Annotated in this window: 17 protein-coding genes and 2 pseudogenes; 13 read left to right on the top strand and 6 right to left on the bottom strand. The window is 50.9% G+C overall.

Annotation, left to right across the window (positions count from 1 at the left end):
* The first annotated feature begins 46 nt into the window (after positions 1–46).
* The gene (locus BN874_RS04585) at positions 47–1459 is read left to right on the top strand and encodes a P-loop ATPase, Sll1717 family (protein WP_420886104.1); all 1413 of its coding nucleotides are present in this window, start codon (positions 47–49) and stop codon (positions 1457–1459) included.
* A 100-nt stretch (positions 1460–1559) separates the two neighbouring features.
* Here the strand turns inward: BN874_RS04585 and BN874_RS04580 are convergent, their stop codons facing one another.
* Together BN874_RS04580 and BN874_RS04575 are read right to left on the bottom strand one after the other, a co-directional pair.
* Positions 1560–1937: a helix-turn-helix domain-containing protein gene (locus BN874_RS04580; protein WP_034431145.1), complete on the bottom strand. Its 378-nt coding sequence runs from the start codon at positions 1935–1937 to the stop codon at positions 1560–1562.
* 11 nt (positions 1938–1948) lie between these two features.
* Positions 1949–2242, bottom strand: coding sequence for a type II toxin-antitoxin system HigB family toxin (locus BN874_RS04575; RefSeq protein WP_034431144.1), 294 nt, complete (start codon positions 2240–2242; stop codon positions 1949–1951).
* Positions 2243–2428: 186 nt separating this feature from the next.
* On the opposite strand from BN874_RS04575, the gene BN874_RS04570 reads away from it, so the two are divergent.
* On the top strand, positions 2429–3496 hold the full coding sequence (locus BN874_RS04570) for a tyrosine-type recombinase/integrase (protein WP_230314328.1): 1068 nt from the start codon (positions 2429–2431) through the stop codon (positions 3494–3496).
* Between the two features lie 70 nt (positions 3497–3566).
* Here BN874_RS04570 and BN874_RS04565 read toward each other — a convergent pair whose 3' ends face one another.
* Both BN874_RS04565 and cadR read right to left on the bottom strand, forming a co-directional pair.
* Positions 3567–3950 (bottom strand): DUF302 domain-containing protein, encoded by a 384-nt coding sequence (locus tag BN874_RS04565; RefSeq protein WP_034431143.1) that lies wholly within the window; start codon positions 3948–3950, stop codon positions 3567–3569.
* Between the two features lie 40 nt (positions 3951–3990).
* A complete protein-coding gene (gene cadR / locus BN874_RS04560) occupies positions 3991–4428 on the bottom strand; it encodes a Cd(II)/Pb(II)-responsive transcriptional regulator (RefSeq protein WP_034431142.1) in 438 nt (145 codons plus the stop codon).
* Between the two features lie 85 nt (positions 4429–4513).
* Between cadR and BN874_RS04555 the strand changes: the two genes are divergently transcribed.
* From BN874_RS04555 to BN874_RS04525, 8 genes and pseudogenes are all read left to right on the top strand, one after another.
* Positions 4514–6694: a heavy metal translocating P-type ATPase gene (locus BN874_RS04555; protein WP_034431140.1), complete on the top strand. Its 2181-nt coding sequence runs from the start codon at positions 4514–4516 to the stop codon at positions 6692–6694.
* Between the two features lie 20 nt (positions 6695–6714).
* A pseudogene (locus BN874_RS25360) lies at positions 6715–6813 on the top strand (tyrosine-type recombinase/integrase); the annotation flags it as partial.
* Between the two features lie 158 nt (positions 6814–6971).
* The gene (locus tag BN874_RS04550; protein ID WP_051497415.1) at positions 6972–7364 is read left to right on the top strand and encodes an ArsR/SmtB family transcription factor; all 393 of its coding nucleotides are present in this window, start codon (positions 6972–6974) and stop codon (positions 7362–7364) included.
* The gene (locus BN874_RS04545; protein WP_034431138.1) at positions 7361–7864 is read left to right on the top strand and encodes an arsenate reductase ArsC; all 504 of its coding nucleotides are present in this window, start codon (positions 7361–7363) and stop codon (positions 7862–7864) included. Before BN874_RS04550 ends, BN874_RS04545 begins: the two co-directional genes overlap by 4 nt.
* Positions 7865–7878: 14 nt before the next feature.
* Positions 7879–8967, top strand: a complete 1089-nt coding sequence (gene arsB / locus BN874_RS04540) for an ACR3 family arsenite efflux transporter (RefSeq protein WP_420886103.1) — start codon at positions 7879–7881, stop codon at positions 8965–8967.
* A gap of 23 nt (positions 8968–8990) precedes the next feature.
* Positions 8991–9473: an ArsI/CadI family heavy metal resistance metalloenzyme gene (locus tag BN874_RS04535; protein ID WP_034431137.1), complete on the top strand. Its 483-nt coding sequence runs from the start codon at positions 8991–8993 to the stop codon at positions 9471–9473.
* Positions 9474–9520: 47 nt separating this feature from the next.
* Complete coding sequence (locus BN874_RS04530; protein WP_081756138.1) at positions 9521–10612, top strand: permease; 1092 nt, start codon at positions 9521–9523, stop codon at positions 10610–10612.
* A 15-nt stretch (positions 10613–10627) separates the two neighbouring features.
* Entirely contained in the window at positions 10628–10870 is a 243-nt protein-coding gene (locus BN874_RS04525; RefSeq protein ID WP_034431136.1) for a thioredoxin family protein, read from the top strand.
* Positions 10871–11211: 341 nt separating this feature from the next.
* On the opposite strand, the gene BN874_RS04520 is transcribed toward BN874_RS04525, so the two are convergent.
* Positions 11212–11457, bottom strand: a complete 246-nt coding sequence (locus BN874_RS04520; RefSeq protein WP_034431135.1) for a hypothetical protein — start codon at positions 11455–11457, stop codon at positions 11212–11214.
* Positions 11458–11812: 355 nt separating this feature from the next.
* Between BN874_RS04520 and BN874_RS04515 the strand changes: the two genes are divergently transcribed.
* The 3 genes and pseudogenes from BN874_RS04515 to BN874_RS24205 form a co-directional block, all read left to right on the top strand.
* Positions 11813–13054 (top strand): helix-turn-helix domain-containing protein, encoded by a 1242-nt coding sequence (locus tag BN874_RS04515; RefSeq protein WP_034431134.1) that lies wholly within the window; start codon positions 11813–11815, stop codon positions 13052–13054.
* 17 nt (positions 13055–13071) lie between these two features.
* A complete protein-coding gene (locus BN874_RS04510) occupies positions 13072–13584 on the top strand; it encodes a PIN domain-containing protein (RefSeq protein WP_034431132.1) in 513 nt (170 codons plus the stop codon).
* Between the two features lie 26 nt (positions 13585–13610).
* Positions 13611–13742: pseudogene (locus tag BN874_RS24205) on the top strand (tyrosine-type recombinase/integrase); the annotation flags it as partial.
* A gap of 117 nt (positions 13743–13859) precedes the next feature.
* Here BN874_RS24205 and BN874_RS23300 read toward each other — a convergent pair.
* Positions 13860–14774, bottom strand: a complete 915-nt coding sequence (locus BN874_RS23300) for a threonine ammonia-lyase (RefSeq protein ID WP_268258814.1) — start codon at positions 14772–14774, stop codon at positions 13860–13862.
* Between the last annotated feature and the right edge of the window lie 81 nt (positions 14775–14855).

Raw genomic sequence — 14855 nt, 5'->3', positions numbered from 1 at the left:
AATTTTTCAGAAGGGTGTGTTGAAAAATTCCACAACCTGTAAATGATTGCTATATTTACAAACCGATGCGTTTCAAAGAGCGCAAAGAGGAGAAGCTCGAATTGTGGTTGGTAGAAAAGGATCTGGAAAGACAGCTCTTTTCGCGCAACTACGAGACTACGTTAGAAAAAACAAAAAAAACATAGTGATTGATCTAAAACCAGAAGGTTACAAGCTTCTGAAGTTTAAAGAAACTGTCCTTTCTTTGCTAACGGAAGGAACTGTTTATCACGTAATAACAGCTTTCTGGGAATACCTGCTTTTACTTGAAGTTTGCTATAAACTCCTCGAAAAAGACAAAGTTCCCCACACGCGAGATCACAGACTGTATGAACCATATAGAAGATTATCAGAGCTTTACGAAAGTGATGAATACGTAGGTGAAGGCGATTTTTCCGAACGCATGACCAAGCTAATCAGTGAGATAACTGATAACTACAATGCAACATGCAAAGATCCTCACAAAAGTGTTCTCCAACAAGCAGATATTACGAATCTCTTGTACTGTCATGACGTAGCGAAGCTACGTTCTCAAGTAGAAAATTACCTAAAATTTAAAGATTCCTTATGGTTACTTTTCGATAATTTGGATAAAGGCTGGCCTACTCATGGTGTCCAAAAGGAAGATCTCATCATCATTCGTTCTCTTCTTGAGGCTACAAGAAAAATCGAGCGGGATCTCCGAAAAAGTAATATTGACTGTCACACCATAGTGTTTCTCAGAAACGATATTTATGAACTTCTAGTAGATGAGACACCAGATAGAGGAAAGGAAGCTAAAGTTTTACTCGATTGGACTGACCCTGATTTGCTTAGAGAGCTAGTTCGCAAGCGGCTTTTATATAGCGGTGTTGCAAATAACGATTCATCGTTTGACAATGTGTGGCCGAAATTATGCATTACTCATATACAAGGTGAAGAAAGCTCTCAACATCTAATAGAACGGTCGCTGATGAGACCACGTTGCCTCCTGGACATTTTACAACACTCCAAGAGTTATGCAGTAAATCTAGGGCATGATCGGATTACTGAGGATGATATATCGAAAGGTTTATCACAATATTCAACGGATTTATTGGTCGATATTAGCTATGAAATAAGAGATGTATTCCCGGAGGCTAATGATATACTTTATGCCTTTATTGGTTCAAAAAGAAGGCTAACTATAGAAGAAGTGAAAACATTTCTACTAGAGTTTGATATTCAAGAAAGCAATACAGATCATATAATTAATCTTCTTTTCTGGTATGGTTTTTTGGGAGTAGTCAACCAAAAAAATGAGGTAAAATACATTTACAATTTTAACTATGACATAAAATTATTGCGCGGTTTAACGAAAAAAATCGGGATGAGTAACCTTATAGTTGAAATAAACTCTGCCTTTTGGCCTGCCTTGGATATTAGTAAAGTGTCGGACTAATACTATCGATCTTTCTATTCATAAAAGCTACCGTAATTGCTCTGTGTTACTCCTTAGCCAATCGGAAAACGCCTCCTCGCTCAATTAACAACCTTAGATTTTATTTAACTTCTGCCTGAAGCCGGTAAGGCCGGATGAGCACATTGGCGGAAATGTGCATTTTATCGCTTATCCGGCGAATCATGCTGATGGTCAGCGGGCGTTTACGATTTAAGACTTCAGAAACTCGTGCTCGCGTGCCTATCATTTTCTCTAAGTCTCTACGATCTATTCCTAGAGCTTCCATGCGATGCAGGATGGCTTCAATTGGATCGGGAGCCTCAATAGGATAGTGTTTCGCTTCAAACGCTTCAACGAGAGTCGTCATCACATCCAAACGATCTCCTTCTGGAGTCTCTGGATATGCGTCCATCAATACCTCGATCTCTTTGAGGGCGGCTTGATAATCTAATTCGGTTTTAATAGGTTTAATATCCATGCTCATGATTCTCAAATCTGGTTTGCGTCAATCTTGTCGTAATCTCCGTGTGTGCCAATAAACCGGATGTAAATGACCCGATAGGGATAATTGATTTTCACAATCAACCGATATTTATTCCCGGCAATGTTGAAACACACGCGGTTGTCTTGCAGCAGACTGGCATTGCCATAATCGGCTTTGACCGCCTGCGGGGTTGACCAGTCGGCCAGTTCCGCCGCTTTGAACCAAGCCTTGAGGGGCTGTTCCGCGTCGGCGTGGGTTCGCCAAAACTCTTGCAGTATCTTCCGTGAAATGATTCTCATCTTGTCAACATATCATGTTCCCATTTTGGGAGCAAGAAGATAACTCGCTTTGTGGATTTTCTGCCGGGGGAGCCTCCCGATTCGGCCAGCTTCCCGCTTGGTTTCCCCCTCCCTCTCACTTTCTTCTTTACACATGATAATCTATTTTATGTTGTGTAAAAGGAAAACCCAGGGTAGGGTGGGAACATGAGCAAAACACCCCGTCAATCCAAGACCATTACCGCCACGACTCAGGGCGAATTGCTCCTAATGCTGCCGGGGCCGGAACAGGCCGTAGCTCTTGATGGCTCTGTGACTCCTGGGAGCCTCTCCATCCGCGTCCTGACCGCTGCGGAATTCCAGGGCTTGGCCGATGTGCCGCCCGAGTTGGAATGGTTCGCGAACATCGCGAACGCCAAAACCCGTCGGGCCTATCAGCAAGACGTGAAGGACTTCACCGCCTTCGTCGGGATCGTCCGCCCGGAAGAATTTCGGATCGTCACCCGCGCGCACTTCATCGCTTGGCGCAAAGATTTGGAGCGGCGCGAACTCGCGCCGTCTACGATCCGGCGCAAGCTCTCGGCGCTCTCTTCGCTCTTTGATCACCTCTGCGAACAGAACGCGATCACGCACAATCCGGTAGATGGTGTGAAGCGACCCAAGGCCAACAACAATGAAGGGCTGACGCCAGCTTTGGGCGATGCCCAAGCGCGGGCCTTATTGGATGCACCGCCCGCCAACACGTTGAAGGGCCGGCGGGATCGGGCAATCCTCGCCACGCTGCTCTATCACGGCCTGCGCCGGGAAGAACTCTGCACGCTGCGGGTCCGTGATCTCCAGCAGCGGGAAGGCGTGCTGCATCTACGGATTGAAGGCAAGGGCGACAAAATTCGTTTCGTGCCGGTGGCCGCGAAAGCGGCGCGGCTGGTCAAAGAGTATCTGGAGGTGGCTGGGCATGGTGATGACCTTCAGGGACCGCTGTTTCGTCCGGTGAAGAACAACTCTACCGGAACACTGAACAAGCCGCTGAACCCGGCTTCGGTCTACCAGGAAGTGGTTCGGCGCTACGGCAAGCAGGTCGGGATAAATGCGGATGTTCACGGCTTCTGCGTTCATTCGCTACGAGCTACCGCCGCTACTAATGCCTTGGAGCACAACGCTGATATTGCTAAGGTGCAGGAGTGGTTGGGACATGCCAATGTCTCCACCACGCGCCTGTATGACAAGCGGAAACATCGGCCGGAAGACAGTCCGACCTTTCGGGTGGATTACTGACCCGCATGGCGGGTTTACTGACTATAGGGGGACAAAAGCAGGGAATTAATTATACCCGTATGAAAGAGAGTTACTTTGCCTCGCTGATCATGACGATGATCGCGTCTTCCACTTCTTTGGCAATCTGCGCCAGCTTTGGAGAGTTGGACAATGATTTCAGCATGGCAGCGGGGCGTATCATGCCAATCTTGGTCTTTCCTTTTTTGGAATAAACGGAGACACGACATGGCAACGCCATATTCAATTCCATGTCCTCCGTCAACACATCCTTAGCATTCTGTGGATTGCAAATTTCAAGAATCTGGCAGGCGTTGGGAAAGTCCACACCCTTCTTCTTGAGCGTTTCCTGAAGGTTGTGAATATGTAGCACGCCGAACTTATGCCGTGTCACCGCTGCTTGCAAGTCCGCTACAGCTTGCTCTACAGACTTGCTCGTTTCAACGACGTATTTCATGGACATTTCCCGTCATCATTTGAGTAAGATCACAGAGAGTTCAACTAAATGGTGTGTCATCCGAAGAGATGATATGGCAAGTACCGTCTGACAGACCTTGCAGAATGCCGCACGACTCCGTGGCTCTTGCCCCAGAGCATTTTTCGCGCAACGCAACCAAGTGCCGCTTCAACTGTAATAGCTCTTCGATGCGGATATCCACCTGATGGAGGTGCTCGTCTAGTAGTACATCGACCACGCTGCAATCTTGATCCGGGATATCCCGGTATCTCAGCAAGGCCCGCACTTCACTGAGTGTCATATCCAGAGAGCGGCAGTGGCGGATGAATTGTAGGCGTTCCACATGCGCTTCGCCATACAGCCGGTAATTGCCTCGGCTGCGCATGGGCTTTGGCAACAGACCCTCTTTTTCGTAGTAGCGGATAGTTTCGACTTGGCAGTCGGTGTGCTTGGCGAGCTCGCCGATCTTGATATTCATGTTTTCCTTAAAAAAATACTTGACTCTATAGTAACTACAGGGTCTTAAATCGTCAACACCTAACGATTTAAGACTAGGAGTTGCTATGAGTGAGTGTCGTTCAAACGGCTGCGGTTGCGCGGCCACCCCAATTACGTTATCGGAACCGAAAACGGCTGACGCCCGGTTGACACGGGTGCTCTACCGCATCGAAAACATGGATTGTCCCACCGAAGAAGCACTGATTCGTGACAAGCTGTCGAAACTGCCCGGAGTAGCGGAACTTGACTTCAACCTGGTGCAACGCACGTTGCGGGTCACCCATGCGCCCGATGCGCTGCCGGGAGTGCTTGCGGCCTTGAGGTCGCTGGGTTTTGAGGCCGAAGTGCAGGACGCAGCGGCTCTCACCAATCCGCCCGCGCCGGATCCCTCCCCTACCCACTGGTGGCCGCTCGCGGTGTCGGGCCTCACGGCCACCTTGGCGGAAGTAGTGTCCTGGCTGAACGGCGGCAACCATGGAGTGGTCATCGTACTGGCATTGGTCGCCATCTTCACCGGTGGTCTATCCACCTATAAGAAGGGCTGGATCGCGCTCAGGAACCGCAACCTAAATATCAATGCGCTGATGTCGATTGCGGTCACCGGTGCAATGCTGATCGGGCATTGGCCCGAAGCGGCGATGGTGATGGTCCTATTTGCGCTGGCCGAAGTCATCGAAGCCAAATCGCTCGACCGCGCCCGCAACGCGATTCACGGCCTGATGAACCTGGCCCCGGAAACGGCCACTGTCCAGCAAGCCGACGGGAGTTGGGCCGACGTTGACGCCAAGACAGTGGCAATCGGTAGCCGGATTCGCGTTAAACCTGGCGAACGGATTGCCCTCGATGGCAAGGTGGTACAGGGCCGCTCCACGATCAATCAGGCCCCCATAACGGGCGAGAGCTTGCCGGTCGAGAAGGGCGAGGGCGATCCGGTGTTCGCCGGTACGATCAACCAATCCGGCTCCTTCGAATATCGTGTGACGGCCGCCGCAAACAATTCCACCCTGGCGCGCATCATTCACGCGGTGGAGGCCGCACAAGGCAGCCGCGCGCCAACACAGCGCTTCGTTGACCAGTTTGCCCGCGTGTACACGCCCCTCGTGTTCGCGGTGGCGCTAGCGGTGGCGGTCCTGCCCCCGTTAATGCTCGGTGCGCCTTGGTTGACCTGGGTCTACAAGGCATTGGTATTGCTGGTGATCGCGTGCCCCTGCGCCTTGGTGATCTCTACGCCAGTAAGCATCGTCAGCGGCCTGGCTGCTGCCGCACGGCACGGCATCCTCATCAAAGGCGGGGCGTATCTGGAAGAAGGTCACAAGCTCAAGTGGCTGGCGCTCGACAAGACCGGCACGATTACGCACGGCAAGCCGGTCCAGACCGACTTCGCGGTCTGGGGCGACGCCGACCCGGCTGAATCTCGGGTGCTCGCCGCAAGCCTGGCCATACGCTCTGACCATCCGGTCTCCAAGGCGGTAGCGCTGGCCGCGCAAGTGGGTGGGGTGGCGCTGCGCGATGTGAGCGACTTTGCCGCATTGCCGGGGCGTGGGGTACGCGGCCGTATTGGCGGCGTAACTTATTACGTGGGTAATCACCGCATGGTCGAGGACCGTGGAGTCTGCTCGCCGGACTTGGAGGCCCGTCTCTCAGCGCTTGAAGCCCAAGGCAAGACCGTGGTGATGCTGGTCGGTGAAGCTGGTGTGCAAGCCCTGTTCGCGGTCGCCGATACGGTCAAGGAGAGTAGTCGGCACGCTATCGCCGAACTGCACGCACTGGGAGTGAAGACCATGATGTTGACCGGCGACAACCCGCATACCGCTGAGGCGATTGCCGGTCAGGTGGGTATCGACTGCGCTCAGGGTAACCTGTTGCCGGAGGATAAGCAGCGTGAGGTGGAGCGGCTGTCCGTGGATGGCAAGATCGGCATGGTTGGCGACGGCATCAACGATGCGCCGGCGCTGGCGCGCGCCGACATTGGTTTTGCAATGGGTGCGGCCGGTACTGATACGGCTATTGAAACCGCCGACGTGGCGCTGATGGATGACGACCTGCGCAAAATTCCTACCTTTGTGCGACTGTCCCAAGCCACCGCAAGCATATTGAAACAGAACATCGCGCTGGCACTGGGCATCAAGGCAGTGTTCTTGGTGCTGACTTTCACTGGCCAGGCCACCATGTGGATGGCGGTCTTCGCTGACATGGGTGCCAGCTTGCTGGTAGTCGGCAATGGGTTAAGGTTGCTGCGGAAATAACCTGGAAGTTTTTTCTATACCAGGAGTGGTTGGGGCACGCCAATGTCTCCACCACGCGCCTCTACGATAAGCGGAAAAATCGACCGGAAGACAGTCCGACCTTTCGGGTGGATTACTAGGTGTAACGACTTGTAATTCATGTCGCCGAACCTGAAAGTTTCTGCGTATAATAAAAATTAGTCTTTTATAATCAACATATTAAACTAATAACTTGACAGGTTGCTAGTAATCTTTCTTAGGGGTTGACATACTTCTATTATTCCATAATAATGAAAATATGGAAAAACTAGATGCCCTTACCGCCTTAAACGCGCTCTCTCAAGAGACTCGTCTCGATATTTTCCGTTATCTCGTCCAGATCGGGCCGGAAGGGGTGCCGGCTGGGCAGATTGGAGAACAATTGGCGCTACCTCCCGCTACGCTGTCTTTTCATCTCAAAACTCTCCAGCACGCGGGGTTGGTGGAACGCAAACGCCAGAGCCGCTCCCTCATCTACGCCGCGCACTTTGCCAAGATGAACAGCCTGTTGGCCTACCTGACCGAGAACTGTTGCGCCGGCGATCCGGGGCACTGCGCCACGCTTTGCGAATACGACAAGCTACATAACTCCCACCCCTCCGAACTCGCCCTAGGGCATGGTTTGGAATCATCCCTGAGAGGAAGACGATGAGCGATCCAGTTTTTAACGCTTTGTTTCTGTGTACCGGCAACTCCGCCCGCAGCATCCTGGCGGAAGCTCTGCTCAACCAGTGGGGGCAAGGCCGTTTTCGCGCTTACAGCGCGGGCAGTCATCCGGCGGGTAAGGTCAACCCGCTGGCCTTAGAACTGTTGCAACGACACGACTTCCCCACGGAAGGCTTGCGCAGCAAGAGTTGGGATGAGTTTGCCGTACCCGGTGCGCCCAAGATGGATTTTGTGTTCACCGTTTGTGGTAATGCCGCTGGTGAAATTTGCCCGGTGTGGCCGGGTCAACCCATGACCGCTCACTGGGGGGTTGACGATCCGGCGGCGATGGAAGGAAGCGAGATAGAGAAAATGCAGGCGTTCCGCGAAGCATTCCGAGTGCTCGAAAACCGCATCAAGATTTTCGTGAGCCTACCCCTCCGCTCGTTGGACACGATCAAGCTTAAACAGGAACTCGACCGGGTTGGACAGCTCCTGCCGGAATAACCAAAGGAATAATTATGAGTGCGCAAGGTGAGGTCATCATTCAGCAGGGAACAGGGAAACCCATGGGAGTCTTCGAGCGTTACTTAACGCTCTGGGTGTTCCTGTGCATTCTGGTCGGTATCGGTATCGGTTCGATTCTCCCCCAACCTTTCCAGTTGATCGGGGGTTTGGAACTGGCCAAAGTCAACCTCCCGGTAGCTCTGCTGATCTGGCTGATGATCATCCCCATGCTGCTCAAGATCGATTTTTCGGCCTTGGCTGGAGTGCGTGAGCACTGGAAAGGGATCGGGGTCACCCTGTTCGTGAATTGGGCGGTCAAGCCATTTTCGATGGCCTTGCTTGGTTGGCTGTTTATCCGGGGCGTTTTTGCGCCCTTCTTGCCCGCAGAACAACTGGATTCCTATATCGCCGGTCTGATCCTGCTGGCGGCGGCACCCTGCACGGCGATGGTGTTTGTGTGGAGCAATCTGTGTAATGGTGAACCGCATTTTACGCTTACTCAGGTGGCCCTGAACGATACCATTATGGTGATCGCTTTTGCGCCATTGGTCGGCTTGCTCTTGGGGTTATCCGCAATCACTGTGCCTTGGGATACACTGTTCTTGTCGGTCATGCTCTACATCGTCATCCCGGTACTCTTATCGCAAGTGTGGCGATATTACTTATTGCAACGCAGTGGAAAAGCAGCTTTACAGACACTCTTACATCGTTTGCAACCGCTTTCTCTAACCGCTTTGTTGGTTACCTTAGTGTTGTTATTCGGTTTTCAAGGTGAGCAAATTCTCAAGCAACCGCTTATCATCGCCATGCTCGCCGTGCCTATTCTCATTCAAGTGTATTTTAACTCAGCGTTGGCCTATCTACTCAACCGAACTATTGGAGAAGCCCATTGTGTAGCGGGACCATCGGCTTTGATTGGAGCCAGCAACTTCTTTGAACTGGCGGTAGCAACAGCCATTAGTCTGTTCGGCTTTGAATCGGGGGCGGCACTGGCTACGGTGGTGGGCGTATTGATCGAAGTCCCCGTGATGCTCTCCGTAGTGAGGATCGTTAATAGCAGTCGAACTTGGTATGAACGCCGGGTTCCTGTGAGTGGAGTATGAGTTGTTTGAAATGAGGAACCCCTATGAAACGTTTTCATGTCCACGTTAGTGTGAAAGACCTGGCGGAATCGGTCCGCTTTTATTCGACCCTCTTTGCCGCTGAACCGTCGGTGTTGAAGGACGATTATGCCAAGTGGATGTTAGACGATCCCCGTGTGAATTTTGCTATCAGCACGCGCAGCCAGACCCTCGGTTTGGATCATCTGGGTATGCAGGTTGAAGACGAGACTGAACTGAAGGAAGTGTATAGCCGCCTGAAACAGGCCGGGCGTCCTGTCTTGGAGCAAGGGCAGACGGTCTGCTGCTATGCCCGATCCGAGAAATCCTGGATCACCGATCCTCAAGGCTTGCCTTGGGAGACTTTTTATAGCTTGGGAGAAGCACCGGTCTACGGTGAAGACCGCCTGAACGAAAAACCCAGCAAGAGGACTGCTTGCTGCACACCGGCCATGCCTGAAAGCACGGCGTGTTGTGAATCAAAAGGGGATTCCCGATGTTGCGACTAAACAAACTAAAAGCATTCAGTGCCCGCTTTTATAGTGAGCTGTTTCGTATGGAACCGACCCTGCGCGACCCCAATCATTGTTGTGCAACAGCGTCAAGCGATATAGCCAACCCAACGGGCATCTCACCTATCTATAGAACTGTCAGCCTCGCCTTACTGCTTCTGACGGTTTGGGTGCTCATCTACTCAAGTCTCGTGCCCTTGGCGGAGTCGTTTTTTAAGCTGGTCCCGCTGGAACGGCAGACGATGGCCGGAGAAGCGGTGTACTTCTTTCTCTACGAAGTGCCCAAGGTACTACTCCTGCTGACCTTGGTCGTGTTTGTCATGGGCGTCGTGCGCACTTTTTTTTCTCCAGAGCGCACGCGGTCGATCTTGGCGCGACAGGGTGGGGTTTGGAGCAACATTCCGGCGGCGATGCTCGGCATCGTGACACCGTTTTGCTCCTGTTCGGCGGTACCGCTTTTCATCGGCTTCTTGACGGCGGGTGTTCCCTTGGGCGTGACTTTATCGTTTCTCATTTCAGCGCCAATGGTCAATGAGATCGCCCTAGCGCTGCTGTTTGGTCTCTTTGGCTGGAAAATCGCGCTGCTCTACCTCACGCTTGGATTATTGGTGGCTATCGTATCGGGTATCGTTATCGGTCGGTTGCAACTGGAGCATCTGGTTGAAGACTGGGTGCTTGAAATGCCAAGGGTAGCTGCTGAAGACAACGCTGTTGGATTAACTTGGACAGAGCGTTTCGCTGCGGGCTATGAGGCAGTTAGTGATATTGTCGGCAAAGTCTGGCCTTATCTCTTACTCGGTATTGGTGTCGGCGCTGGGATTCACGGCTATGTGCCGGAAAACTTCATGGCTAGCCTGATGGGCAAGGAGACTTGGTGGTCGGTTCCGCTTGCGGTCATTATTGGCATCCCGATGTACTCGAATGCAGCGGGCATTATTCCTGTTGTCGAGGCGTTGTTGGGCAAGGGAGCCGCGCTCGGTACGGTCTTGGCCTTCATGATGTCGGTCATTGCTTTGTCACTGCCCGAAATGATTATCTTGCGCAAGGTTTTGAAACCCAAACTGATCGCGATCTTCGTCACCGTAGTGGGGAGCGGAATTCTCCTGGTTGGATACGTGTTTAATGCTGTTCTATAAAAGAGGAGAAGATACATGAAAATTCAGGTGCTGGGTAAGGGATGCAGTAAATGTGAACTGACTGAGAAGCTGATTCAGCAAACAGCCCATCAGCTAGGTGTGCCAGTCGAGCTTGAAAAAGTGCATGACATGCAACAGATTGTTGCGATGGGGGTTATGAGTACACCCGCTGTCGCTATCGACGGTAAAGTGGTGCATAGTGGTAGGATACCCCAACAAGAACAAATTACGGCTTGGCTGACAGGGAAAGAGAAGTAGCTTGTAAAACTAGCCTCGCAGTGCTCTCCATCGCAGTGCTCTCCATTTGTAGAACCTGTGCAGTAACCATAGAGACGCGGCTGCCCTGCTTCCTGCTTAACCCTTTTCCGCCAGTGAGCACGATCCTTGGTCTCACTGGCTAAACCTCTCTCAAGCCGCTAATCGCTCGGCTGCCGGTTCCTCCACCTTCTCGCTTTCCACCAGAGCGTAGAGATACTCAAACGCCTTCTGCGCAAGGCTTGCCGCCTTGACCAGTGCCCGGTGGTCCTGTTGAAGAACCTTCAGCCAGCCGCTAACGTATCTGATCGTTCATCCGGTCTCTGGACAGGCCGTTCTCTTTTTTATTTCAGCTTCTCTTTCACAAGCTTTATCACTTCTTCTGAGCCTTCAATATCAAATGAAAGGTTTCTAATGCTCGTCCCTTTAACTCGAATCTTCGGGGGCAATCCAGTTTTTTGATCTCTGATATTTCGGATCTTAGAAGTTATCTTCTCCTTAACAGATTGGAGAACAGCCCCTTCGAGTGCGTCTTGCATCCGATGAGGATCTACCCGCCGCCCATTAATTTCAAAAGAAATATCAATCATCGTACATCACCTCACTTCTTGCCGCGACTGGGCCGCTGAGTCAGGGCCGATCCGGCTGCGCTCTTCGCATCCTTGCTTGCCTTCGGATTGCTCAAAACTCTACCCGCTGCGGAAGCTGCTTTCTTACTCGTCACTTCGCTGTTGCTTTTCTTCGCCATAAAATCACCTCATATATTTGAAAAATATATAAATTTTAAATTTGCGATCATTCTCGCAAGCTTATTCTATAGTGCGAATATCAAACAAACAAGTATTATTTTGCCTTTTTTGTTCTTTGGTGCCCATAATAGGACTAAAGAACAAACTCAGGGAGCGAAGTCATCGCAACCAAAACCCAAGCGGGAGAGCAAAAACCATGTCCTTCAACCCACACACCCTCGGAAGGAGGCTGCGCGAAGCAAGGGAAAACTGCGGATTGAGTCAACAAGTTGCGGCTGATTCCATCGGCATACCGCGAACGGCGGTCACGCAACTTGAGGCGGGCAATCGTGCCGTCTCAACCCTGGAACTGGCCCAACTTGCGGAGTTGTACAAACAGCCTGTAGCTGATTTCTTCGGCGAACAACCGCTTCACGAAGATGATTTACTGGTCGCGCTGCATCGGTTGGCTCCGGGCCTCGATACCCGTTCGGATATCAAAGAACAGGTAGAGCGGTGCCTGAGCCTCTGTCGGGAAGGTTGCTCGCTGGAAAAATTATTGGGCCGATCCCCCCGAAGCGGCCCGCCCGCCTATAACTTGCCCGCGCCACGCACGGCCAGTGAAGCCGTTCGGCAAGGTGAGCAAGTGGCTCTCCAAGAGCGGAAGCGGCTTGGCTTGGGTCAGACGCCCATTGCCAACATGGGAGAATTGATCTCGGACCAAGGAATCTGGTCCTCTGGCGTCAACTTGCCTGATGAAATGTCCGGCCTGTTTCTGCGCCATACCTCCATCGGCATGGCGATCCTCGTCAATTTTGACCATGTTCAGGGGCGCAAGCGCTTTTCTTACGCTCATGAGTACGCCCATGCCCTACTCGACCGGGATCGCACGGCCACAGTCTCGACTCGCGATAATGCTTCCGAACTGATTGAGAAGCGAGCAAACGCTTTTGCCGCTGCTTTGCTGATGCCCGGAGAAGGAGTAACGGAGTTCCTACGCTCTCTCGATAAAGGATTGCCTAGCCGATATGAACAAACGATTTTCGACGTAGCGACTGAGGGGCGGATTGATACCCAAACTCGGCCTGTTCCGGGGTCTCAGGCCATTACTCATCAGGATGCGGCACTGCTGGCTCATCACTTCGGGGTGAGCTACCAAGCCGCTACTTACCGGCTAAGGAGCCTGAACCTAGTTTCACAACCAGAATGTGCCAAACTGCTAGAGCGCGAATCGGAAGGGAAAGGATTTCTCGACTTCCTAAGAATGTTGGATGATCTCGATAAGCCCGAAAGCAGAGAACGGCAAGATCGCGAATTGAAGAGTCAAATCGTTCACCTTGCCATTGAAGCGTATCGCCGGGAAGAGATTTCTCGGGGCAAGCTTCTCGATCTCAGCAAGAAGCTGGAATTACCTGGACGCAAGCTGATTGAGCTTGCTGAAGCCGTCAAGGAAGATTAGTTACTGGAGTGCTGTTAGTGGAAGGTCTATCGCCTATTGTTATTGCTGATACCTCGGTGCTCATCAACTTCCTTGCAATAGGCCGTATGGACCTGATCAAGCGGCACTCATGCCGCTTTTTAATCACAGATCATGTACGGCAAGAAATTACAGAACACTACCAGGAACAATTTTCTCGCCTAAAAGAAGCATTAGAGCAAGGCATTCTTGAAGAAATTTCGGTGATCGATCCAGAAGAAGTTGAAACATTCGCCAAGTTGACTAAACTTGAAAGTTTCGGTAACGGTGAATGTGCTTGTATCGCTGTTGCTCTTCATCGCAGTTACACCTTGGCAATTGACGACAAAAAAGCGATAAAGCAAGCTCGCCTCTCCTGCCCTACGATTAGCATCGTCACCACTGAAGACTTGATGGTGTCTATGATCAAATCTGGACTCATTACTGTAAATGAAGCAGATGCTATTAAAAATGAATGGGCTTCTTCGCATAAATTTAAGCTCAAGATCCACTCGTTTAGTGACCTTATCTAAAATCTGGCCCGTAATAACGGCATATGTCTCTGGAGCACAACGCTGATATTGCTAAGGTGCAGGAGTGGTTGGGACATGCCAATGTCTCCACCACGCGCCTGTATGACAAGCGGAAACATCGGCCGGAAGACAGTCCGACCTTTCGGGTGGATTACTGACCCGCATGGCGGGTTTTTTGTCGGGCGGCAACGCCTTTCCGGCGTGGTGGCTATCCAGCCCGTGATTCGACCACACTCCACCTCGCCGGAATACTCCTCTCGGTTCCAACCTTCTCTTCAGGTTTTATTCTCCAAAGCTATATAGCTCTTGGATAAACCATGTTGTGCAAGAATTGATGAAAATGTCTGAAAATCAATATTACTTCCACAAATTACAATGCCTACTTTTTTACCTTCCACCTGCTCACGTAGCGGACCACAAACGGCCGCTAGGGCAGCAGCAGCAGCGGGTTCTGCAACCAATTTTAATCTTTCAAACATCAACGCCATCGCTCTAGCAAGTTGTTCATCCGAGACTGTTACTATCGATTCTAAAAATGTTCTACATACGGAAAAGCTATACTGCATGGTAGATGGAGCCCCTAGGCTATCTGCTATCGTATTAATTTTTGAAATAGTTTCTGGTTTTCCAGATTGGAAGCTCCTATACATCGTGTTAGCCCCTTCTGGTTCAACACCAAAAATACGACATTTAGGGAGCATTTGTTTAATTGCCGAACCAGCGCCAGCAGCTAATCCTCCACCTCCTATTGAGATAACAGCAATCTCCATTGTTGGGGCTTGCTGTACAAATTCAACTCCAAGAGTTGCTGTTCCCAAAGCGACAAGAGGACCGTCAAAAGGATGAACAAAATAACGTTGTTCCTCGTCTTGAATTCGCTGTACAGTTTTGAAAGCCTCTTGTATATCTTGACACAAAATAACTTCTGCTCCTAATTCTTCACACCGTTTAACTCTAAAAGAATTAGCTGTTTTTGGCATTACAACTTTTGCACTTGAGCCAAAAAGCTGAGCCCCATAAGCAACTGCAATAGCGTGATTACCTGCGCTGACAGCAGTCACTCCTTTATTAAGTTGTTCATTGGAAAGACTGCTCATAACTGTAAGAACACCTCTTGGCTTAAAGGTTCCAGTTTTTTGCAGCAACTCAAGCTTCAAATAAAGTTCACATTCGAAACCACATAGTAGCAGAGCTTCACTTGGAGGAATCGTATAGCAATCATTTACAGGTTGTGGAATTTTTCAACACACCCTTCTGAAAAATTTATAGTT

The organism is Candidatus Contendobacter odensis Run_B_J11 (assembly GCF_000531125.1).
GTDB lineage: Bacteria > Pseudomonadota > Gammaproteobacteria > Competibacterales > Competibacteraceae > Contendibacter > Contendibacter odensensis.
This window is presented reverse-complemented; position numbering and strand designations above follow the sequence as displayed.

Bases quoted from the DNA above. Each gene is read 5' to 3' on its own strand.
- BN874_RS04580 (WP_034431145.1), bottom strand. From the start codon at position 1,937: ATGGATATTAAACCTATTAAAACCGAATTAGATTATCAAGCCGCCCTC.
- BN874_RS04575 (WP_034431144.1), bottom strand. From the start codon at position 2,242: ATGAGAATCATTTCACGGAAGATACTGCAAGAGTTTTGGCGAACCCAC.
- BN874_RS04570 (WP_230314328.1), top strand. From the start codon at position 2,429: ATGAGCAAAACACCCCGTCAATCCAAGACCATTACCGCCACGACTCAG.
- BN874_RS04565 (WP_034431143.1), bottom strand. From the start codon at position 3,950: ATGAAATACGTCGTTGAAACGAGCAAGTCTGTAGAGCAAGCTGTAGCG.
- cadR (WP_034431142.1), bottom strand. From the start codon at position 4,428: ATGAATATCAAGATCGGCGAGCTCGCCAAGCACACCGACTGCCAAGTC.
- BN874_RS04555 (WP_034431140.1), top strand. From the start codon at position 4,514: ATGAGTGAGTGTCGTTCAAACGGCTGCGGTTGCGCGGCCACCCCAATT.
- BN874_RS04550 (WP_051497415.1), top strand. From the start codon at position 6,972: ATGGAAAAACTAGATGCCCTTACCGCCTTAAACGCGCTCTCTCAAGAG.
- BN874_RS04545 (WP_034431138.1), top strand. From the start codon at position 7,361: ATGAGCGATCCAGTTTTTAACGCTTTGTTTCTGTGTACCGGCAACTCC.
- arsB (WP_420886103.1), top strand. From the start codon at position 7,879: ATGAGTGCGCAAGGTGAGGTCATCATTCAGCAGGGAACAGGGAAACCC.
- BN874_RS04535 (WP_034431137.1), top strand. From the start codon at position 8,991: ATGAAACGTTTTCATGTCCACGTTAGTGTGAAAGACCTGGCGGAATCG.
- BN874_RS04530 (WP_081756138.1), top strand. From the start codon at position 9,521: ATGGAACCGACCCTGCGCGACCCCAATCATTGTTGTGCAACAGCGTCA.
- BN874_RS04525 (WP_034431136.1), top strand. From the start codon at position 10,628: ATGAAAATTCAGGTGCTGGGTAAGGGATGCAGTAAATGTGAACTGACT.
- BN874_RS04520 (WP_034431135.1), bottom strand. From the start codon at position 11,457: ATGATTGATATTTCTTTTGAAATTAATGGGCGGCGGGTAGATCCTCAT.
- BN874_RS04515 (WP_034431134.1), top strand. From the start codon at position 11,813: ATGTCCTTCAACCCACACACCCTCGGAAGGAGGCTGCGCGAAGCAAGG.